General features: G+C 62.1%; 20 protein-coding genes. 8 read left to right on the top strand and 12 right to left on the bottom strand.

From position 1 onward, the window contains the following. Positions 1-37 precede the first annotated feature (37 nt). Entirely contained in the window at positions 38-325 is a 288-nt protein-coding gene (gatC, locus tag AWR36_RS05165; RefSeq protein WP_067082102.1) for an Asp-tRNA(Asn)/Glu-tRNA(Gln) amidotransferase subunit GatC, read from the bottom strand. A 374-nt stretch (positions 326-699) separates the two neighbouring features. On the opposite strand from gatC, the gene AWR36_RS05160 reads away from it, so the two are divergent. From AWR36_RS05160 to AWR36_RS05125, 8 genes are all read left to right on the top strand, one after another. Continuing rightward, complete coding sequence (locus AWR36_RS05160) at positions 700-1,734, top strand: rod shape-determining protein (protein WP_067082099.1); 1,035 nt, start codon at positions 700-702, stop codon at positions 1,732-1,734. A gap of 33 nt (positions 1,735-1,767) precedes the next feature. Further along, the gene (gene mreC, locus AWR36_RS05155; protein WP_082679414.1) at positions 1,768-2,610 is read left to right on the top strand and encodes a rod shape-determining protein MreC; all 843 of its coding nucleotides are present in this window, start codon (positions 1,768-1,770) and stop codon (positions 2,608-2,610) included. Next, positions 2,597-3,076, top strand: a complete 480-nt coding sequence (mreD, locus tag AWR36_RS05150) for a rod shape-determining protein MreD (RefSeq protein WP_067082093.1) — start codon at positions 2,597-2,599, stop codon at positions 3,074-3,076. The genes mreC and mreD overlap by 14 nt, the downstream gene beginning before the upstream one ends. A 126-nt stretch (positions 3,077-3,202) precedes the next feature. Further along, positions 3,203-3,826, top strand: coding sequence for a Maf family protein (locus AWR36_RS05145; RefSeq protein ID WP_067082090.1), 624 nt, complete (start codon positions 3,203-3,205; stop codon positions 3,824-3,826). Beyond that, complete coding sequence (rng, locus tag AWR36_RS05140; RefSeq protein ID WP_067082087.1) at positions 3,823-5,310, top strand: ribonuclease G; 1,488 nt, start codon at positions 3,823-3,825, stop codon at positions 5,308-5,310. The genes AWR36_RS05145 and rng overlap by 4 nt, the downstream gene beginning before the upstream one ends. A gap of 81 nt (positions 5,311-5,391) precedes the next feature. After that, positions 5,392-9,654 (top strand): YhdP family protein, encoded by a 4,263-nt coding sequence (locus tag AWR36_RS05135; protein WP_067104529.1) that lies wholly within the window; start codon positions 5,392-5,394, stop codon positions 9,652-9,654. A gap of 60 nt (positions 9,655-9,714) precedes the next feature. After that, on the top strand, positions 9,715-10,254 hold the full coding sequence (gene msrB / locus AWR36_RS05130) for a peptide-methionine (R)-S-oxide reductase MsrB (protein WP_067104527.1): 540 nt from the start codon (positions 9,715-9,717) through the stop codon (positions 10,252-10,254). 139 nt (positions 10,255-10,393) lie between these two features. Further along, entirely contained in the window at positions 10,394-11,239 is an 846-nt protein-coding gene (locus AWR36_RS05125; RefSeq protein ID WP_067082084.1) for a hypothetical protein, read from the top strand. A gap of 112 nt (positions 11,240-11,351) precedes the next feature. Here AWR36_RS05125 and yjgA read toward each other — a convergent pair whose 3' ends face one another. The 11 genes from yjgA to AWR36_RS05070 all read right to left on the bottom strand — a co-directional run bounded on the left by yjgA (position 11,352) and on the right by AWR36_RS05070 (position 19,681). Beyond that, on the bottom strand, positions 11,352-11,864 hold the full coding sequence (gene yjgA / locus AWR36_RS05120; protein WP_067082081.1) for a ribosome biogenesis factor YjgA: 513 nt from the start codon (positions 11,862-11,864) through the stop codon (positions 11,352-11,354). Positions 11,865-11,891: 27 nt separating this feature from the next. Next, positions 11,892-13,259: a magnesium transporter gene (gene mgtE / locus AWR36_RS05115; RefSeq protein WP_082679413.1), complete on the bottom strand. Its 1,368-nt coding sequence runs from the start codon at positions 13,257-13,259 to the stop codon at positions 11,892-11,894. Positions 13,260-13,379: 120 nt separating this feature from the next. Continuing rightward, entirely contained in the window at positions 13,380-13,649 is a 270-nt protein-coding gene (locus tag AWR36_RS05110; RefSeq protein ID WP_067082078.1) for an HPr family phosphocarrier protein, read from the bottom strand. Between the two features lie 20 nt (positions 13,650-13,669). Next, on the bottom strand, positions 13,670-14,530 hold the full coding sequence (rapZ, locus tag AWR36_RS05105) for an RNase adapter RapZ (RefSeq protein WP_067082076.1): 861 nt from the start codon (positions 14,528-14,530) through the stop codon (positions 13,670-13,672). A gap of 85 nt (positions 14,531-14,615) precedes the next feature. Next, entirely contained in the window at positions 14,616-15,077 is a 462-nt protein-coding gene (ptsN, locus tag AWR36_RS05100) for a PTS IIA-like nitrogen regulatory protein PtsN (RefSeq protein WP_067082073.1), read from the bottom strand. A gap of 3 nt (positions 15,078-15,080) precedes the next feature. Next, entirely contained in the window at positions 15,081-15,371 is a 291-nt protein-coding gene (hpf, locus tag AWR36_RS05095) for a ribosome hibernation-promoting factor, HPF/YfiA family (RefSeq protein WP_067082070.1), read from the bottom strand. A gap of 204 nt (positions 15,372-15,575) precedes the next feature. Further along, entirely contained in the window at positions 15,576-17,042 is a 1,467-nt protein-coding gene (locus AWR36_RS05090) for an RNA polymerase factor sigma-54 (protein WP_067082067.1), read from the bottom strand. 184 nt (positions 17,043-17,226) lie between these two features. Continuing rightward, positions 17,227-17,952: an LPS export ABC transporter ATP-binding protein gene (gene lptB / locus AWR36_RS05085; protein WP_067082064.1), complete on the bottom strand. Its 726-nt coding sequence runs from the start codon at positions 17,950-17,952 to the stop codon at positions 17,227-17,229. A gap of 53 nt (positions 17,953-18,005) precedes the next feature. Next, positions 18,006-18,545 carry a lipopolysaccharide transport periplasmic protein LptA gene (gene lptA / locus AWR36_RS05080; RefSeq protein ID WP_067082061.1) on the bottom strand — a complete coding sequence of 180 codons (540 nt, stop codon included), beginning with the start codon at positions 18,543-18,545 and terminating at the stop codon, positions 18,006-18,008. Beyond that, entirely contained in the window at positions 18,532-19,098 is a 567-nt protein-coding gene (gene lptC / locus AWR36_RS05075) for an LPS export ABC transporter periplasmic protein LptC (RefSeq protein ID WP_067082059.1), read from the bottom strand. The genes lptA and lptC overlap by 14 nt, the downstream gene beginning before the upstream one ends. Before the next feature lie 22 nt (positions 19,099-19,120). Further along, the gene (locus AWR36_RS05070; protein ID WP_082679412.1) at positions 19,121-19,681 is read right to left on the bottom strand and encodes a KdsC family phosphatase; all 561 of its coding nucleotides are present in this window, start codon (positions 19,679-19,681) and stop codon (positions 19,121-19,123) included. Between the last annotated feature and the right edge of the window lie 13 nt (positions 19,682-19,694).

Here is a 19,694-nt window from a genome sequence, read left to right as displayed (position 1 = left end):
TGTTCCTGTTCTTGAGTGGGCAGCGGGGCTTGAGGGCTCAGTCGATAACCTTGGGGACCAGGTAGAGCCCGTCTTCGCTCTGGGGGGCGAGCGCCAGCATCGCCTCCCGGCAATCTTGCTCGGTAACCCGGTCGGGGCGGAGCTGCTGGCTGGCGTCCAGTGGGTGGGCCATCGGGGCGACGCCCTCGGTGTTGACGGTCTGGAGCTGGTCAACCAGCTTGAGCACGTCACCGAGGCGGCCGCTCATTTCCTCGAGGGTTTCGTCGGAGATGGCGATGCGGGCCAGCTCGGCCAGTCGATGTACGGTTTGCGCGTCCACGGCCATGGGGTGGGCTCCAGCTTGCGTTATTTGGTCGTTTTCGTGGTTTTGCTGCTGCCCGGGCGCCAATGGCCGGGCAGAGGGCCCGCAAATTTAGCACAGTCGCGGCCGATTCTCATCGCGACGTGCCCGGATGGTGGGATAGGAAGGTGGCAGGCACTTGGGGGGATTAACGGGGGATTCAGCCTTGCCCTGAACCCGCGCCGTTGTTAGAGTTTGCCGATTCTGCCCGAGGTACGCTCCGAATCGGGCAAGAGGCCCCATGTTGGGCTTCGGAACTCAGAATAATTCACGCGGACTAACTAGGCTTTACGGCGCACTAGTCTGCGCTACCGTACCCGCACAGGGTGCCGTAATTTTGTACAAGGTAATCGAATTCCATGTTTAAACGTTTGCGGGGCATGTTCTCCAGTGATCTCTCCATCGACCTGGGAACCGCCAACACGCTGATCTACGTTCGCGACCGTGGGGTGGTTCTCGACGAGCCCTCCGTCGTCGCTATTCGCCACTACAACGGGCAGAAGATTGTCGAGGCCGTTGGTGTCGAAGCCAAGCGCATGCTGGGGCGCACCCCGGGTAACATCACAGCCATTCGTCCGCTGAAGGACGGCGTGATCGCCGACTTCCAGGTGACCGAGAAGATGCTGCAGCACTTTATCAAGAAAGTGCACGAGAACAGCTGGATGCGCCCGAGCCCGCGGGTCCTGGTGTGTGTGCCCTGCCAGTCCACCGAGGTGGAGCGCCGTGCAATCCGCGAGTCCGCCCTGGGTGCCGGAGCGCGCGAGGTCTGGCTGATCGAGGAGCCCATGGCCGCGGCCATTGGTGCCGGCCTGAAGGTTGAGGAGGCCAGCGGTTCCATGGTGGTGGACATCGGTGGTGGTACCACTGAGATCGCGATCATCTCCCTGAATGGTGTGGTTTACTCCGATTCCGTGCGGATTGGCGGTGACCGCTTCGACGAGGCGATCGTCAATTATGTGCGCCGCAACTACGGCAGCGTGATCGGCGATGCGACTGCCGAGCGCATCAAGGAAGAGATCGGCTGTGCCTATGCCGGCAGTGAGGTGCGTGAAATCGATGTGCGCGGCCGCAACCTGGCCGAGGGTGTGCCGCGCAGCTTCACCCTGAATTCCGATGAGATTCTCGAGGCCCTGCAGGAGCCCCTGACCGGTATCGTGCAGGCCGTAAAGAGCGCCCTGGAGCAGTCTCCCCCCGAGCTGGCCTCGGATATTGCCGAGCGCGGCATGGTCCTGACCGGCGGCGGCGCGCTGCTGCGGGACTTGGATCGCCTGCTGATGGAAGAGTCCGGCCTGCCGGTAATCGTCGCCGATGACCCGCTGACCTGTGTGGCTCGCGGCGGCGGCAAGGCGCTCGATATGATGGACAAGAGCCGCCTGTACCTGGTGTCCAACTGATAATAAAAACTGATTTGTTAATGGGGGTTTCCCATTAAGCCGCTGTTTACCCGTGGTCCCTCGCCCGAGTCCCGCATTCTCCTGCTGGGGCTTGCGGCGGCCGCATTGATCGTGGTCAATCTCTACACCGACTGGCTGCAGCCTCTGCGTGAGCGCGCTGCTGCACTGGTGACACCCTTCTACTGGCTGACCGATGCTCCCGCCCGGGTAACCGGCTGGGCGGGCGATCAGTTGCGCAGTCGCGAAGAACTGCTGGAAGAGAACAGCCGTCTGAAGCGCCAGGTCCTGCTGTTGGAGCAGCGTAGCCAGCTGCTGGCGGCGGTCAAGGCGGAGAACACCCAGCTCAAGGAGTTGATGAATTCCGCCGAGATGCTGGATGAGCGGGTACTGGTATCCCAGGTGATCGGTGTATCGCCGGATCCGCTGGAGCATGTCCTGGTGATCGATAAGGGGCGCGATGACGGCGTCGTGCCCGGCACACCGATCATGGATGCAGCGGGCCTGCTGGGTCAGGTGATTGAGGCCGGTGGGTCCAGCAGTCGTGTGCTGCTGATTACCGACGCCAGTCACGCCCTGCCGGTGCAAGTGTTGCGCAATAGCGTACGTGCCGTGGCAGAGGGGACTGGTGACCTGTACCGCTTGAAGCTGCGCCATCTGGCCAACACCAGTGATATCCGCGAGGGAGACTTGCTGCTCAGTTCCGGACTCGGCGGTCGCTTCCCGGCGGGTTATCCGGTGGGTGAGGTGGTGTCGGTCACCCGGGACCCGGGCCGGTCATTCGCCGAGGCGGAGGTGCAGCCCCGCGGGCGCATGAACCGCAGCCGCTTCGTGCTCGCCGTCTTGTCCGGCGAGGAGCAGGCCCTTGGAAGCGAATAACCGCTGGTTCATTATCGCCTCGATCGTGATGGCGCTGCTGCTGGCGGTCATGCCGCTGCCGCAGAACTGGCTCTGGTTTCGTCCCTCTTTTACTGCCCTGCTGGTCATTTTCTGGATCACCCGCATGCCCCAGAACCTGGGGGTGGGTTTCGCCTGGCTGGTGGGGTTCGCGGAGGATCTAGTCACCGGTGCGGCGCTGGGCACCCATGCGCTGGCCCTGGCCGTGCTGGCCTATTTCAGTTTGCTGACTTATCAGCGCACGCGCGCCTTCAATCCGGCACAGCAGCTGTTGTGGGTGTTCGTGCTGGTCGGTATCCAGCAGGTGGTGGGTAACTGGGTCCACAACCTTGCTGGCAAGCCTGTGCCGGGGCTGACCTTTCTGTGGCCGGCCATTACCACGGCGCTACTGTGGCCCTGGGTGACCCCCTGGTTAAACCTGATGGCCGGGCGCCTGCAGGTACGCTGACCCGGGCTGGCGCGTGACTCAACCTGTGTCCGCGTCACATTTTGGGTTAAGTCCGGTAAAGGGGCGATCATTTTTCGACCGATACCGCTATAATCCGACGCTGATCCACCAACAATAAAGATTGCAGTGCCGAATACCGCCGCCGACAAACCTCTCCTGCTCGCCTCCGGCTCCCCGCGCCGCGCCCAGCTGCTGGCGCAGATTGGTGTGCGCTTCGTACAGCGCTCCACAGCGGTGCTCGAGGAGCGGTTGCCCGGAGAGGCTCCGGAGGCCTACGTGGCCCGCCTGGCCCGGGAGAAAGCGGTGGCCGGATTGGCCCTGCGGAAAGGTACCCCGCCGCCGCATCCAGACTGGTCCCTCGGGTCTGACACCCTGGTACTGGCCGGAGATCGGGTGCTGGAAAAGCCCCGTGATTTCGATGATTTTTCCTCCATGATGTCTGCACTCTCTGGGAGCGAGCATTCCGTGCTGACGGCAGTCTGCCTGGCCGGCAACGACTGCCACCTCGGCCAGACGGTGGAAACACGCGTTCGCTTCCGTCAGCTGGCGCCGGCCCAGATCGAGGCCTACTGGCGCACCGGGGAACCGCGGGACAAAGCGGGAGGCTACGGTATCCAGGGGCTCGGCGCGGCGCTGGTTGCCTCTGTCAGTGGCAGCTACAGCAATGTGGTCGGCCTGCCTCTGGAGACTCTGGTACCGATGCTCGAGGAAGCGGGTATCCCTTACTGGCAGTGGGAGGGAAACCAGTGAGCGAAGAGCTGTTGATCAATGTGGCGCCGACGGAGACCCGGGTGGCGCTGGTGGAGAACGGTGTCCTGCAGGAAGTCTACCTGGAGCGCAGCGCGCGCCGGGGCATCGTCGGTAACATTTACAAGGGCAAGGTCGTGCGTGTCCTGCCCGGGATGCAGGCGGCATTCGTCGATATCGGCCTGGAACGGGCCGGCTTTATCCACGCTTCCGATATCGCTCCGCTGGACGAGGACGGCATGGAGTCCCGGGAGTCCGAGGTGGCGGATATCCGCGCCCTGGTGCGCGAGGGCCAGTCACTGGTGGTGCAGGTGGTCAAGGACCCCATCAGCAGTAAAGGCGCGCGGCTGACCACGCACCTGTCCGTGTCCGCCCGCTACCTGGTGTACATGCCCCAGACCCGTCATATCGGCATCTCCAACCGCATCGAGGACGAGGGCGAGCGTGAGCGCCTGCGGGAACTGGTGGACCAGGCCAGTGCCAAGCTGGCGGAAGAGGGCCAGAAGGGCGACGGCGGCTTTATCCTGCGCACCGTGGCCGAGGGGGTGAGCGAGGAAGAACTGCTGCGGGATATCCCGTTTCTGTACAAGCTCTGGCACGAGCTGGAGCAGCGTATCCGCAGCCGGCCGCAGCCGTCGGTCATCTATGAGGACCTGCCACTTTTTATGCGCGCCCTGCGCGACCTGGCACGGCCCTACACAGAGAAAATTCGTATCGACTCCCGCGAGGCCCACGGGCGCGCGGCGGAGTTTTCCAGCAAATACGCTCCGGAGATCGCCGACCGCTTGGAGCACTATCCCGGCGAGCGGCCATTGTTTGATCTTTACGGGGTAGAGGAGGAGATCCGCAAGGCCCTGCACAACAAGGTCACGCTCAAGTCTGGCGGTTACCTGATCGTCGAACAGACCGAGGCCATGAGCACCATCGACGTGAACACCGGTGCGTTTGTCGGTCACAGGAACCTCGAAGAGACGATCTTCAAGACCAATCTCGAGGCTGCGACTGCCATTGCCCGCCAGCTGCGGCTGCGCAATCTGGGCGGCATCATCATCATCGATTTCATCGACATGAAGGATCCGGAGCACCGCCGTCAGGTGCTGCGCACGCTGGAAAAGACCCTCGAGCGGGACCACGCCAAGACCAGCATTACCGGCGTCTCCGAGCTCGGGCTGGTGGAGATGACCCGCAAGCGCACCCGTGAGTCACTGGGGCAGATCCTCTGCGAGCCCTGTCCGGTCTGCGGTGGTCGCGGTTCGCTGAAAAGTGCCGAGACTGTCTGCTACGAGATATTCCGTGAGATCATCCGCGAGGCGCGCGCCTACGACAGTGAGAAGATTATGGTGCTCGCCAGCCAGGTGGTGATTGATCTGCTGCTGGACGAGGAGTCCGCCAACGTCGCCGACCTGGAAGAATTCATCGGGCGCCCCATCCAGTTCCAGGTGGAGCCCATCTACAACCAGGAGCAGTACGATATTGTTCTGGTCTGATCGCTGCCCCGCTGATCGATGCCTCCGCGCTGCCCGGTACAGCGCGAGTACGCGTGTGCGTGGACTGGAGGCTCGCCGGTGATGGCCGGGTTGCTGCTCGCGGTGCGCTGGCTGGCGCGCAAGTTTTGGCTGCTGGTGATTACGGTGGTGATCTGCCTCGCGATTCTGGTGCAGACCGGTCGCATGCTCTCACCCCATGTGCAGGAGTTCCGGCCGCAGATCAGTGCCTGGTTCTCCGCCCGTCTCGGTGTGCCGGTGCAGGTAGAGCGACTGTCGCTGCGCTGGCAGGCGCTCGAGGTGGCGTTGCAGCTGGAGGGGTTGCGTCTCGGCCAGGACGGTGAGATGCAGATGGGCTACGGCCTGTTCCATCTCGACCTGCTGGCGAGCCTCTGGAACCGTGACCTGGTGTGGAAGAACCTGCAGGTACACGATTTCAAAGCGGGTGCTCACCGCGATGCCCGTGGCCGCTGGCAACTGGACGGCTTCCCCGATTCGGCCATGCCGGCCGGTGACAGTGCCATGCCCCAGCAAATGGGGGATCCGGCGCGCCTGTTTCGGCTCGGACCCAAGATTCATATTCGCGATGCCAGCTTTTCGATACGGCTTGATGATGGCCAGCTGGCACAGCTCCAACTGCCGCAAGTGTTGCTGGAGAACAGTGGCGATTTCCACCGCCTGATCGGAAAAGCCTTTATCAGCCGTTCCGGCGCTTCAGCCGACACTGACAATAACCTGGAGGGCTCCGGTGAACGGGAGACCCTGCGCCTGATCCTGGAGGGGCGAGGGGACGCGCGCGACAGCGAGAATTTCCACTTGCGCGGCTACCTGCAGCTGAATGAACTGCTGGTCGATGCCGATGTTGTCGACCTGTTGCAACAGCTTACCCCGCTGCCAGATCACTACCATTGGCGTGGCCCGAAGCTGGCCCGCGGCAGCCTGTGGCTGGATGGTAGCAGCAGTGCTTACCAGCTTCGGGGGCACCTGGACCTGGCGCAGAGTGACCAGGGGCAAGCCGTCGCGGAGTCTGCAGATCCTTCGACCGCCGATGCCCCCGGGGCAGCCCTGGCACCGCTTTCCTCGGTCTCAGGCGACCTGTCCGGGGAGTGGCTCCCGGGGGACAGCTGGCGTCTGGCTCTGCAGGAGGTGCAGATCGGTTGGCGTGATCTGGCGGTCCCCACTTTTAACCTCCAGGCGCGGGGCAGTGCCAGCGAAGGTTTCAGGCTCGCTGTGGATACCATCGATCTTGCCACCTGGAGCGGAATCCTGAGCAGGATGGAGCTGTTGCGTGGTCCCGCTGATGAGTGGCTGCAAGCGCTCAGCCCGTCCGGTCGCCTGCAGGGCCTGCAATTCTCACGTGGCGGGGACGGGCAGGTGGCTCTTGCTGCGGAACTGCATGACATCAGTGCCGCCGCCCACAAGGGGGCCCCGGCAGTGCAGCAGCTTGACGGTTATCTGCAACTGCGCGGTGGTCGTGGCATTGTGGAGCTGGATGTGTCCGAGGGCTTTACGCTCCACTTCCCCAAGCTCTATGAGCAGCCTTTTACCCTCGATGGGGCTCGCGGCACCCTGGCCTGGGCGGTAGATCGCGACAACAACTCCGTGCAGGTCTACTCCGGTCCGCTCGCGCTGCGAGGCAGTCTCGGGAAAATCGATGGCCAGTTCCTGCTGGAGCTGCCATTCAAGCCGCACAGTCGGGCAGCGGCGCTCACGCTGGCACTGGGGCTTCAGGATGCGCCGGTTACCGCGCAGCGGTTACTGGTACCCTTCACTGCCAGTGATGAACTGCGGGACTGGCTGCGGCGGGCGGTTGGCAAGGAAAATCCCGGTCGCGTGACCCGGGCTGGATTTATTTACCGTGGTTACGCCTACAAAGAGGGCGAAAACAGGGCTCTTTTAGCCCTCGGGGAGCATCCAGAGCGGCAGACGTTACAGCTCGCTGCAGACATCCGTGAAGCCGATCTGCTGTTCGCCAGTGACTGGCCCCGTGCGCGACAGATCGATGCACACCTGAAAATTGACGACCGCCACACCCTGGTAACTGCCCCCAGTGCACGTTTGTGGGATCTCGCGGCCCGGGATATCGAGGTTGGCATCAGTCCGGATCCGTCCGGGGAGGGTGCCATGCTCGGTGTCCGCGCCCTGGCCAGTGGTTCCGCTGCCGATGGCTTGCGGCTGCTGCGGGAAACCCCGCTGAGGGACCGGGTGGGCACGGCTTTCGATCATTGGCGTCTTGACGGCTCCATTGCCGGCAGCATTACGCTGCAGCAACCGCTCGGCGGTGCCGCGCTGACGCCGCGCCAGACTGTGCAGGTCGAGTTGCAGCAGGCAGACCTGTTGATGGAGCATCTCGATCTCCAGGTTCGGCGCCTCGATGGGGAGGTTCGCTACGACAGCGACACCGGCTTGGCCGGCAGTGCCTTCCAGGGGCAGCTGTGGGGCCGTGATCTCCGCGCCGAGATTACCCACCCCGAAGAGGGTGGCCTGCAGGATACCCAGGTGGTGATCCGCGGCGACGCGGCGACCGACAGCGTTCGGCAGTGGAGCGGTCGGCCGGAGCTTGGCTGGATGAACGGCGACTTCGAGTACCGGGCGCTGGTAACGATTCCCGCCGCGGCGCGGGAGCTGCCGTATTCGGCCGTTGTTCAGTTGACCTCCGATCTGGCGGGGGTCGCGGTCAACCTGCCCAGCCCCCTGGGAAAGCCGGCCCAACAGCGTTCGGAGTTTGTCCTTCGAATCCCGATCGGGGCGGATGGTAACCTCTATCACCTCAATTACGGTGAGCACCTGAAAGGACAATTCTGGCAGGTGGGCGGCGCACTGGACCGTGGCGCGATTGCACTCAATGCAGAGGCGGCCTTACCGTCCGAGCGCGGGCTCAACGTGACCGGTCACCTCTCCAGTATCGATTTTCCCCGCTGGCGCGAGCTGCTCGAAGTCTACAGCGCGGACAGCGAAACCGGCCATGAGGGCGCTGCCGCGTCTGCAGACCAGAATCCCCTGCCGGTACGCCTCGACCTGAGTACCGATCGACTGATGCTCGGTGCGGCGACTGTGGAGCACATTCACGTCCGCGGGCGGGGTCTGGGGGCCGACTGGCAACTGAGCTTTGACAGCGAGATGGCCACCGGCCAGCTGAGCGGCGTGCTCGGGGCGGAAACGCCGATGGAAGTGGAGCTCGAGCACCTGCGCTTGCCCGGGTCCGATGAAGGCGAGCAGGGGCAGCCAGACGAGCAGCAAGTGGTGTCTGGCAGCGAGACGGATAACAATGGCGAGGACTCAAAGCAGTCAATGGCTGCCGGCGGCAAGCGCGATCCCCTGGCCGGCTTCGATTTCTCCCAGCTCCCGCATATGGACTTCAGTACCGACAGCCTCTGGTTTGGTGACGAGGACTATGGTCGCTGGTCATTCAGGGTGCGCCCCTCTGCGGAGCGCCTCGTCGTCAGCGATATCATCGGCGCCGCACGCGGCGTGCGCGTCGAGGGGCGCGGCGAGGGTCCCAACCGGCTCGGGGCGCAGCTGATGTGGATGCGCGATGCCGATGGCCGCGAGTCTTCTCAGTTCATCGGCCGCCTGAGCGCAGACAACCTGGCCGATGTCCAGCGGGCCTCGGGTCAGGAGCCTCTGATCGAGAGCCAGTCGGCCACCTTCGATACCGCCCTGCGCTGGGACGGCTCCCCCCTGCAGCTGACGCCCCGGCAGCTGACCGGTGACCTGAAGATCGATATTCGCGATGGGCGCTTCCTGCGCGCCACGGACAGCGCCGGTTCCGCGTTGCTGCGCCTGTTGTCCCTGTTCAACTTTGATACCTGGGCGCGTCGCCTGCGTCTGGATTTCTCTGACCTGTACCAGAGCGGTATGGCTTTCGATCAGGTGCGCGGAGAGGTGTTTTTCGAGGGGGACGGGGAATTACTGATCGCGGTGCCCATCCAGGTGGAGGGACCTACCAGCGAGCTGCAGATGGCCGGCCGGGTCAACCTGGAGCGGGAAAACCTCGACCTCACTCTGGTGGCAACGCTGCCGGTGGGGAACAATCTCGCCCTGATTGCAGCGCTGGCCGGTGGCCTGCCGGCAGCAGCTGGTGTTTACCTGATCAGTAAGGCGTTCAAAAAGCAGGTAAATAGCGTCGCCAGTGTCAGTTATCGTATCAGCGGAGACTGGACCGAGCCGGAAGTGCGGTTTGACAAGCTTTTCGATGGTGACGGCGCAACACGGCAGGGCAGTGAGGCAGAGCAGCAGGGGCGCTTGCAGCGAGAACGCGGGCCGACGGAAGCGGTGAACGTCAATGCCAGGCGCGCCTCGGGGGCCAGTGAAGAAGTCGGCGAAAAGCGGTCCGCTGTAATGTAAACGCCGTATCTCCGACTAAACGTGTAGGACTTTGGGGTCTGCACAGAGAGGAGAGGAGCAATGCACAAGCGTCTGTTGGGAACCGGTTTACTGGCGATGGTCATCGGCCTTCCGGCCTGCACCGAGGCGGATGAAAAGCGCGCCACCAATGAAGAGATGACCGTGGCTGAGGCCCGCGCGAATATCGAGGCGGGCAGCAACCTGTCCGCGATTCCGAATGCTGTCTGGGAGCAGATTCTACCGGACGACCAGTACGCGGTGTTGTGGGAAAAGAAGACGGAGCGGGCGTTTACCGGCAAATGGTTGAAGAATGAGGCCGAGGGCACCTATGTGACCGCGGGCTGTCGACTGCCGGTGTTCAGTTCCGAGCACAAGTTTGAGTCCGGTACCGGCTGGCCCAGCTTCTGGGAGGTCGCACATCCGGAGAATGTGGTCCTGAAAACAGACTACAGCTGGGGGATGAAGCGCACCGAGGTGCTGTCGGCATGCGGTGAGCACCTGGGGCATGTCTTCAAGGACGGTCCCGCGCCCACAGGGCTGCGCTACTGCCTCAACTCTCTGGCCCTGGATTTCGTCCCCGCGGTTGCAAAAACCGAATAATTGTTCGATATTGTAGGACGCGACCGTTGATTCGACCGACAGACGATCGCTAGTTGGTGGAAGCGCTTTTGCGGCGCGCGCGGCTATCGAATCGCGTGTATTCACCCCGAAAAATAATCAATAATCGAGGTCTGAGCAGATGTCCGAGGTGGCCACTTTGGCAGGTTCCCGCGTCAACCGCTACGCCCTGTTCCGGGTATTCAAATACACGGTATACCTTTTACTCGCCTACAACGTTTACGCCTTTTTTGTCGAAAATCATGCCGCAGCCGGTGCAGTTTTCGCTGACGGCGTGCAGTTCGGCCGGGTGATCGAAGCCTACAACGATTCCATCGATACGCTGGCCTGGGTACTGTTGTTGCTGGTGTTCGAGCTGGAGACGTTCGTTCTGCCGGACGAGAAAATCCGCGGCTGGGTGAAGTGGGCACTGAACGGCACTTCCGCCTTCTGTTACGTGTTTATCGTCTACTCCTTCTACGGCTATGTGGCGGAGATGGCTTCGCTTACCAACCTGTTGCCGGTCACTCAGTCCGCCTGTGAGCTGGCGGGACGCGGCGACTGGCTCCTGGTGGTGGGGCAGGATGATTATGTGCCACTGACGGCCGAGAGCTGTGCGGCCCTGGCAGACACACAGGTGCTGCGCCTGGCCGATGCACAGGTGCTCGGCAGCGTCGAGACCTGGAGCGACATCAAATGGCTGGCCTGGACCGATGTGATCAACGCTGGCGCCTGGCTGCTGGTGGTGGCCATCCTGGCCTTCGATGTGTGGCTGCAGTTGCGCCACCAGCTGTCTGACGCCGTTATGCGTTATTCCCAGGTCATCAAGGGCCTGCTCTACTTCACACTGTTGCTTTGTGCCATTTACTGGGGCATCAATGGCAGCTTCCTGGATTTCTGGGACGCCTTCCTGTGGCTGGTGGCCTTCTTCTTCATCGAACTGAACCTGTTCGAGTGGCAGGCAGAGACCAGCGCCGAAGAGTCGTGATTTCTTCACAATAAAAAAAGCGGCGCTACCGATGGTGGTGCCGCTTTTTTTTTTAATTACGGGGTTGCCAATCGCCCAAACCAAGCGCGACTCGCACGCGCTCTTTACGCGATCACCCCACCTCCATAAACAGATCCCGCAGGTAGCGGAACAGCTTGCGCTGCTGGGTTGGCGGCTTCTGCTTCTGGATTTCCCGGCTGGAATCGCGCACCAGCTGCCGCAGGTGCTGGTGGTCCGCCTGCGGGTAGTGCTCGAAAAAGTCACTCTGTGCTTCTTTCCCCTCTTCAAGCAGGCGCCGCCGCCATTCCTCCGCCATACGATCGAAGCGCAGGTGTTGCTGGTCACGCTCCTTGAACCGGTGCAGCACCTCCCCAATCGCCTCGCCATCCGCGGAGCGCATCAGCTTGCCGATGTACTGCATCTGCCGGCGGCGCGCTTCATTGGACTTGATGCGATGCAGGGTATCGATGGCCTCGCGCAGGTCGTCATCCAGCGGGACTTCTGCCAATTGCGCCGGCCCTAGCTCGGTCAGTTGCCGTCCCAGCTCCTGCAGCTCGTGCATTTCCTGCTTCATCTGGGTCTTGCTTTTCGGCAGCTCGTCGTCGAATTCTTCGTGGTCGTGCATATCTTCAGTCTTTCAGGAGTTGGCACACTAGCCGTAGTAGAGGGTGGCGAGGCCGAGAAAGGCCATGAAACCGACCACGTCGGTGACTGTGGTCAGTGCCACACCGCCAGCGAGTGCAGGATCAATACGCATCGCGCGCAACGCCACTGGCAGGATAGCCCCGGCCAGCGCGGCGGTGATGAGGTTGATGACCATCGCCACCAGGATAATCAGCGCGATACGGGAGTCGTCGAACCAGAAGCCGGCGATCAACCCGATGACCACGGCCCACAGCATCGCATTGAGTACCGCCGAGCCCAGCTCACGGGAGAGCAGCCAGTTGAGGTTACTGCGACCGATCTGGCCGAGGGCCATGCCACGAATCACCACGGTGAGTGTCTGGCTGCCGGCGACTCCTCCCATACTGGCGACGATCGGCATCAGCACTGCCAGCGCCACGACCTTATCGATGGTGTCCTGAAACAGGTTGATGACCCAGGACGCGAGCAGGGCGGTGAGCAGGTTGATACCCAGCCATACGGCCCGCCGGGGGGCGGTTCTTCGCACGGTGGCGAAGGTATCCTCTTCCTCGTCCAGGCCCGCCAGGCTCATCAGGGAGTGATCGGCGTCCTCCCGGATCACGTCGACCACGTCGTCGATGGTAATGCGGCCGAGGAGCCGGTTCATATCGTCGACTACCGGGGCGGTAATCCAGTCGTACTTGGCAAAGAGTCGAGCCACCTCGGTGTCTGGCATATCGGCCGGGATAGGCTCCACGTCAGTGCTCATTACCTCCCGCACGGTGACGGAGGGATCGGTAGTGAGCAGTCGGGACAACGGCAACTGGCCGATGTACTGGCCGCGGCGATTGATCACGAACAGGTTGTCGGTGGACTCGGGAAGCTGCTCGTGGCGACGCAGGTAGCGCAGGACCACATCCAGGGTCAGGTTCGGCCGCACGGAAATGGTGTCGGTGTCCATCAGGCCACCGGCGGTCTCTTCGTCGTACGCCAGCACACTTTCGACCCGCTGTCGATCCGTCTCGCTCATGGCGGAGAGGACCTCAGCCATGACCCGCTCCGGCAGTTGCTGCAGGATGTCGGCGACATCGTCGGCGTCGAGACCTTCCATCACCGCCACCATCTCCTCGGTGTCCATGGTGGCGAGGATCTGGCTCTGGACGTCGTAGGAGAGTTCCTGCAGGACGTCCCCTTCGATTTCCTTGTCGATCAGTGTCCACAGGACATGGCGGATCCGCGGCGGTGAACTCTCCAGCAATTGCGCGATACTCTGGGGGCTCAGGGTGGCGAGCATTCGCTGCACTTCCCGACCGGTACCACTGTCCAGCGCAGCGAAGAGCTCACCGAGCTGGCTCTGTGCGCGGAAGTTGATCTCGGCGGAAGGGGGATTCGACACGGCTTATCCTCGACTGCGGGGTTGTTTGGCAGCGCGCTTCAGGGGGCTGCGGAGAGCGGGATTTTATGCGGATCAGCGGTCACCCGCCAGCCAGGGGCGGGGCGGGTTGCCGGGTTCTGTTTATTCTCCTTCGCCGAAGCGGTCGGCGATCAGTGCGGTAATGGCCTCGAGAGCGGCTTCCTCATCGCTGCCACTCACTTCGAGCTCGAGCTCGCAGCCCTTGCCTGCGGCCAGCAGCATCAGTGCCATCACGCTCTTGCCGTCAACACACTTGCCCTGGCAGTGCACGCGCACATCGGCGGAATAGCGGGCGGAGGTCTGCGCGAACTTGCTCGCCGCGCGGGCGTGCAAGCCAAGCTTGTTGATGATTTCCAGTCGGCTTTTCTGCATGGTCTTTCTCCCCGCCGGATCTATTTCTGCTGCTCGCGATGGCGGGTCTGGACGTTGTCGAAGCGTTGGGCAAAGTGCTCGGCCAACTGTTCCACCATATAGACGGAGCGATGGCGCCCGCCGGTGCAGCCCACCGCGACACAGGTGTAACTGCGATTACTTTTCTGGTACGAGGGCAGCCAGCGTTCCAGGAAACCACTGATATCCCGTTCCATATCAGCGGTCTCCTGGTGAGAGCGAAGGTATTCCACCACTTGCGGATCCAGACCGGTCTGGTGGCGGAGTTCAGCGACCCAGTAGGGGTTGGGCAGGCAGCGGAGGTCGAAAACCAGGTCCGCGTCCACGGGCACACCGTGCTTGAAACCAAAGGACTGGAACAGAATCGCCATGCTGGGCGACTCCTCGCCGACAACGCGGGTCTTCACCAGGTCCCGCAACTGGTGCAGGCTGAGGCTGCTGGTGTCGATTACCAGGTCCGCCATGGCGGCCAGGGGGGCCAGCAGTTCTTTTTCCCGGTTCAGCGCCTCCAGCAGATGGGTGCGGTTATCGCTGAGCGGGTGTTTGCGGCGCGTTTCGCTGAAACGCTGCACCAGCACCGGGGAGCGCGCGTCGAGATAGATCACGTCGCAGTGGATGCCGCTCTGTCGCAGCTCCTCAATCACCCGCGGCGCCTGTTGCACGTCCTGCCACAGGTTGCGGGCATCAATACCCAGTGCCAGCCGTGTGTTGTCCACAGGCGGCTGATCGCTGACGCGTCTGACCAGCTCGGGCAGCAGGCTGGCGGGCAGGTTATCGATACAGTTGAAGCCGACATCTTCCAGCAGTTGCAGCGCAGAGCTTTTGCCGGAGCCGGAGCGGCCACTGATTATTACCAGGCGCATGGATGCAGGTCCTTCAGTCAACAAGCGCAATTGAGAGGCGACCCGACCGGGCGCGCCTTTGAACTCTGTTTCAGGTCTGCGGTGATTATGCAGCGGCAGCGCTGTTGATGGCCAGTGCGTAGAGCTCGTCGCCGCTTTCCGCTGCGCGCAACTTGTCGCGCACGCGGCTGTCGCTGAAAAGACCGGCGATCTGGGCCAGAGTGTCCAGGTGCTCCTGCTCGCTGTCCTCTGGTACCAGTAACGCGAACAGCAAATCTACCGGCTGGCGATCGGCAGCGTCGAAATCCACGGCTGGCTCAGTGGTACAGAGTACGCCGATGGGGTGCTCGCAACCTGGCAGTCGGCAGTGGGGAATTGCGACACCCTCACCAATGCCCGTCGAGCCCAGGCGCTCACGGGCTATCAGCTGGTTGAAGACGGTGTCGGAGTCAAGTTGTGGGTACTGTTCTGCAATGGCCTGGGCAATATTGAGCAGCAACTTCTTTTTGCTGCTCCCCGCCAGATTGCAGAGGCTCAAGCGGGGAGAGAGTAATGCTTCCAATGTCATAAGCTAGCGGTGCTTGCGCAACTTCTCTTTATGTTTCAACAGCTGGCGGTCGAGTTTGTCTGTCAGACCGTCGATCGCCGCATACATGTCATCGGCCTCGGCGTTGGCGAAGACTTCAGCCCCATTGACGTGCATCAGGGCTTCCGCGCGCTGGATCTCCCTCTCAATGGACAGGGTCACCTGCGCGTTCGTAATCAGATCGTTGTGGTGGGCAAGCTTATCCAGTTTTTCGAGACAGTAATCGCGAAGGGCTGGGCTTACATCCAGGTGACGGCCACTGATATTGATCTGCATGGAAATCTCCTCAAAGAGTGCATCGCTTTCAGGCGCTACCCCCTCTTCAGGGCGGCAACCCTACTAGGAAGTTCGCCAGATTGGAAGGATACACTCAAACTTCGGCGTTCGGTTGTCACGCTGGTTTGATCGCGCGCCAGAAGGGGGTGACCGGGAGGGAAAACGCGGTCAGGAAAGAGGGGGGGAGCGTGGCCGGGAAGCGACTCAGACCAGGCGCTTGCGCTCGCTGGACGAGGGGATGCCCATGGACTCGCGGTATTTGGCGACGGTACGCCGGGCTACCTTGATGCCCTGATTGTCTAGTTCCTGGGTGATCTTGTTGTCGGACAGTGGTTTGCGCGGCGGCTCTGCATCGATCAGCTTGCGAATCAGTGCCCGAATGGCGGTGGAGGAGGCATCCTCGCCGGAATCGGTGCTGACGTGGCTGGAAAAGAAATATTTCAGCTCAAACACGCCGCGGGGGGTGAGCATGAACTTCTGCGTGGTCACGCGTGAGATGGTGGATTCGTGCATGCCGATACTCTCGGCGATGTCCGCCAGCACCATGGGTTTCATGGCCTCGGGGCCCTGCTCGAAAAAGCCCTGCTGCTTTTCCACGATACTGGTGGCGACCTTGAGCAAGGTCTCGTTGCGGCTTTGCAGGCTCTTCAGGAACCAGCGCGCTTCCTGGAGGTTGTCCTTCAGGTAGGTGTTGTCACTGGAATTGTCCGCGCGCTTGATCAGCGACGCATAGCTGTTGTTGATGCGCAGGCGCGGAGTGGTTTCCGGATTCAGTTCCACCAGCCAGCGGTGTTCCCGCCGGCTCACGATGATGTCCGGCACCACATACTGGGTTTCTTCAGTGGCGAAGGTTTCCCCCGGGTGCGGCGTCAAAGTCTGGATAAGGCGTACCACGTCCCCCAGCTGCGCTTCGCTGAGTCGTGTGCGTCGGCTCAGCTGGCGAAAGTCCCGCTTGCCGAGCAGGTCGAGGTGCTTTTCTATCACCAGTTTTGCTTCGGCCAGCCAGGGAGTGTCCAGGGGCAGCTGTCGTAATTGCAGGATCAGGCACTCGCGCAGGTCCCGCGCACCGCATCCTGCCGGTTCGAACTGCTGGATGGTCTTCAGGACTGCCACCAGCTCGTCTTCCTCAATCTGCAGCGTCGCAGCCAGCTCTGTGGTGGGTGTCTGCAGGAAGCCGGCGGGTGAGAGGTCGTCGATTAGTGTCTCGGCGATATGCTTGTCTTCGACGGACAGTCCGGTGAGGTTGAGTTGCCAGAGGAGGTTGTCGGAGAGGCCGATACCGGCAGCACTGCGCTGCTCAAACCCGCTCTCCTCGGTATCGGGGCCACTGCTGTAGCTGCCGGAGCCGTAGATATCGTCCCACTGGGTATCTACCGGCAGGTCGTTCGGGATGTCCGAGTTCCATTCCCCCTCCGGCTCGGCGGCCGCGGTCGCTTCCCCCTGTTCCCGTTCAGCCGTGCCGTTTTCCGGGGGGCTGTCGTCTGCCGCCGAGTCGCCGGTCCGTTCGCCGTAATCCTCTGCTTCGACTTCCAGCATGGGGTTGCTGTCCAGCGCAGACTGGACCTCTTGCTGGAGGTCTAGGGTCGACAACTGCAGCAGCCTGATCGCCTGCTGGAGCTGGGGCGTCATGGTCAGCTGGGTGCCGAGTTTTAACTGCAGCGACTGCTTCATACGGTGGGGTGCACGCGTTCGGCGGATGAATCGTCTTGAACGACGCAGCAGACTACCCCCCGTCTGATCGAATTACAAGCAATAAGTGTGCCCACTGTGCGGACACTTTTCCGGCTAAGTCGACAGGAGGAGATTACTGTTACGCCCCGGGGGAGAAGCGGGTGATACGGGGCGCGGAGGTGGTTCAGATGGTGAACTCGTGTCCCAAATACACTTCGCGCACCTGCTGGTTGGCCAGGACTTCGGCGGGGGTGCCCGCGGCGATGATATGCCCCTCGCTGACGATATAGGCCTTCTCGCAGATATCCAGGGTCTCGCGCACGTTGTGGTCGGTAATCAAGACGCCGATGCCCCGGTCGCGCAGGTGGCGAATAATCTGTTTGATGTCGTTGACCGAGATGGGGTCGACCCCGGCGAAGGGTTCGTCCAGCAAGACGAAGTCAGGATCTGTGGCCAGTGCCCTGGCGATCTCCACCCGGCGACGCTCACCGCCTGACAGCGCCATGCCGAGGCTGCCCTCGATATGGGTGATATTGAATTCCCGCAGCAGTTCCTGCACGGCTTCTTCCCGCTGCGAGCGGGACAGGTCCTTGCGGGTCTGCAGGATGGCGAGGATGTTGTCCCGCACCGACAGGCGACGGAAGACGGAGGCTTCTTGGGGTAGATAGCCAATGCCCTTGCGGGCCCGACCGTGCATGGAGAGGCGGGTGATGTCCTCTTCATCGATGAGCACCTGGCCGGCGTCCGCCTGTACCAGGCCTGCAATCATGTAGAAACAGGTAGTCTTGCCGGCGCCGTTGGGGCCGAGCAATCCGACCACCTGGCCACTGCTGACCTCGACGGATACGTCCTGGACCACCTTTCTTTTCTTGTACTGTTTGGCGAGGTGTAGTGCTCTCAGCCTTGGCATAGTCTATTCCGCAGTCGTTGTGGGCGGTTGGGGCAGGATGCGTTGCCGCTGTATCAGGGGGCCTGCTGGCCCTCTGGCTTTGGTTCCGCCTGTTTCTTCTCTGGCTGCCAGATCATTTCCACGCGGCCATTGCCTGACTGTCCCTGGGCCTCGATCTGTTCGCTGTTCAGGTCGTAGTCGATTTTTTCGGCGGACAGGGTATTGCCGTCGCGATCCACATGGGCGTTCCCGGACAGCTGGAGTTCGTCCGCATTGACCCGGAACTCGATACGGCTGGCCTTGGCCTTGACCGGGGCCTGGCTCTGTTGCACCTGCTGCTGGAAGTGGGCAGGTTTGCCGGTGGCAACCACTTTCTGAATCTCTCCCTGTGCGGTGCCGTGCACTTCAACCCGGTCAGCGCGAATCTGCAGGGTGCCCTGGGAGATCTGCACATTGCCGCTGTAGACGAACAGGTTTTTGGAGCGGTTGCCGTCGAAGTGGTCTGCATCCACCTTGATCGGCTGGTTGCGGTCTTCCGGGAGTGCGAGGGCCTGGGCGCTCAACAACAGGAAGGCGACGGCGGCGAGGGGCCGCAGCAGGTTATTGCGTTTCATAGATGCTCTGTACCTCAGAGAGGATTTCAACCCGGTCTTTTTTCAGGAAGGCACGCAGGCCGCGGCCCTCAGTGCGGTTGGCGCCGGCCGTAATCTTAACAATTTTGTCGGTCTCGGCGTATTCCTGTCGCGGCTTGATCGTAATCGCCGGGGTTTGCAGGTGGATTCCGTCGGTTTCCGGAAGCTCCCAGATATTGACGTCGCCGCGCAGGACCACTCTTTGACCGTTGTTATGGGCCACGCCCTTGCGGGATTCTGTGCGCCAGCGCGGTGACTCCCCCTGGTAAAAAACGATGCGGGGTTTGTCCAGGTTGGCACGGTCGCGGCGGGCAAACTGAAAATAAGTGATGCTGTCAGCGTCGACGCGATAGGCGAGGGTGCCCTCGGTGTTGAAGTGGCGGGTTTTGGCCTCGCGAATGACCAGATCTGCCGCCCGGTTATATTCCTTCGGGGTCGGGCGCTTGCCCAGCAGCTGCTCGGGGGGACTCTCGTAAAACCAGAGCCCCAGGCTGATGAGGGAGACGATGATGGCGAGTGGCAGCCAGGTGCGCATTGAGCTTCTCCTCAGGTGCCGCTCAGTCTTGACGCAGGTAGGGCGCGAGCGCCGCGTCAAAAGTGCCCTGTGCCTTCATGATGCGATCACAGACCTCGCGCACGGCACCTTCGCCGCCGCGGGCTTCGGTTACCCAGATGGCTCGCTCGCGCACCGGCGCCGCTGCGTTGGGTACCGAGATGGGACAGCCGACCCGCGTCATCACCAGGAGGTCGGGGTAATCGTCACCCACATAGGCAATATCCTCGAGCCGGTAGCCGTCCTCGCCGAACAGCTCTTTGAGGGCAGTGAACTTGTCCTCGCGTCCCTGGATCAGCTTGTGCACGCCGAGATCGTGCGCCCGGCGTTCGACCACGCTGCTGCGGCGGCCGGTGATAATGGCCACCTGTACGCCGGACTTCTGCAGCATCTTGATGCCGTGGCCGTCCAGTGTGCTGAAAGTTTTCAGCTCGTTGCCGCTGTTATCGAAGAAGAGGCGGCCGTCAGTCAGGACACCATCCACATCCAGTACCAGGTGGCGCACCTGTGCCAGCTTCTGGTCGATTTTTTCTGCGTCTTTGTGTTCTTTGTGCTTGCTGCTCACGGATTGAATTCCC

Source organism: Microbulbifer flavimaris (assembly GCF_001641755.2).
GTDB lineage: Bacteria > Pseudomonadota > Gammaproteobacteria > Pseudomonadales > Cellvibrionaceae > Microbulbifer > Microbulbifer flavimaris.
This window is presented reverse-complemented; position numbering and strand designations above follow the sequence as displayed.

Bases quoted from the DNA above. Each gene is read 5' to 3' on its own strand.
- gatC (WP_067082102.1), bottom strand. From the start codon at position 325: ATGGCCGTGGACGCGCAAACCGTACATCGACTGGCCGAGCTGGCCCGC.
- AWR36_RS05160 (WP_067082099.1), top strand. From the start codon at position 700: ATGTTTAAACGTTTGCGGGGCATGTTCTCCAGTGATCTCTCCATCGAC.
- AWR36_RS05135 (WP_067104529.1), top strand. From the start codon at position 5,392: ATGGCCGGGTTGCTGCTCGCGGTGCGCTGGCTGGCGCGCAAGTTTTGG.
- msrB (WP_067104527.1), top strand. From the start codon at position 9,715: ATGCACAAGCGTCTGTTGGGAACCGGTTTACTGGCGATGGTCATCGGC.
- AWR36_RS05125 (WP_067082084.1), top strand. From the start codon at position 10,394: ATGTCCGAGGTGGCCACTTTGGCAGGTTCCCGCGTCAACCGCTACGCC.
- yjgA (WP_067082081.1), bottom strand. From the start codon at position 11,864: ATGCACGACCACGAAGAATTCGACGACGAGCTGCCGAAAAGCAAGACC.
- AWR36_RS05110 (WP_067082078.1), bottom strand. From the start codon at position 13,649: ATGCAGAAAAGCCGACTGGAAATCATCAACAAGCTTGGCTTGCACGCC.
- rapZ (WP_067082076.1), bottom strand. From the start codon at position 14,530: ATGCGCCTGGTAATAATCAGTGGCCGCTCCGGCTCCGGCAAAAGCTCT.
- ptsN (WP_067082073.1), bottom strand. From the start codon at position 15,077: ATGACATTGGAAGCATTACTCTCTCCCCGCTTGAGCCTCTGCAATCTG.
- hpf (WP_067082070.1), bottom strand. From the start codon at position 15,371: ATGCAGATCAATATCAGTGGCCGTCACCTGGATGTAAGCCCAGCCCTT.
- AWR36_RS05090 (WP_067082067.1), bottom strand. From the start codon at position 17,042: ATGAAGCAGTCGCTGCAGTTAAAACTCGGCACCCAGCTGACCATGACG.
- lptB (WP_067082064.1), bottom strand. From the start codon at position 17,952: ATGCCAAGGCTGAGAGCACTACACCTCGCCAAACAGTACAAGAAAAGA.
- lptA (WP_067082061.1), bottom strand. From the start codon at position 18,545: ATGAAACGCAATAACCTGCTGCGGCCCCTCGCCGCCGTCGCCTTCCTG.
- lptC (WP_067082059.1), bottom strand. From the start codon at position 19,098: ATGCGCACCTGGCTGCCACTCGCCATCATCGTCTCCCTCATCAGCCTG.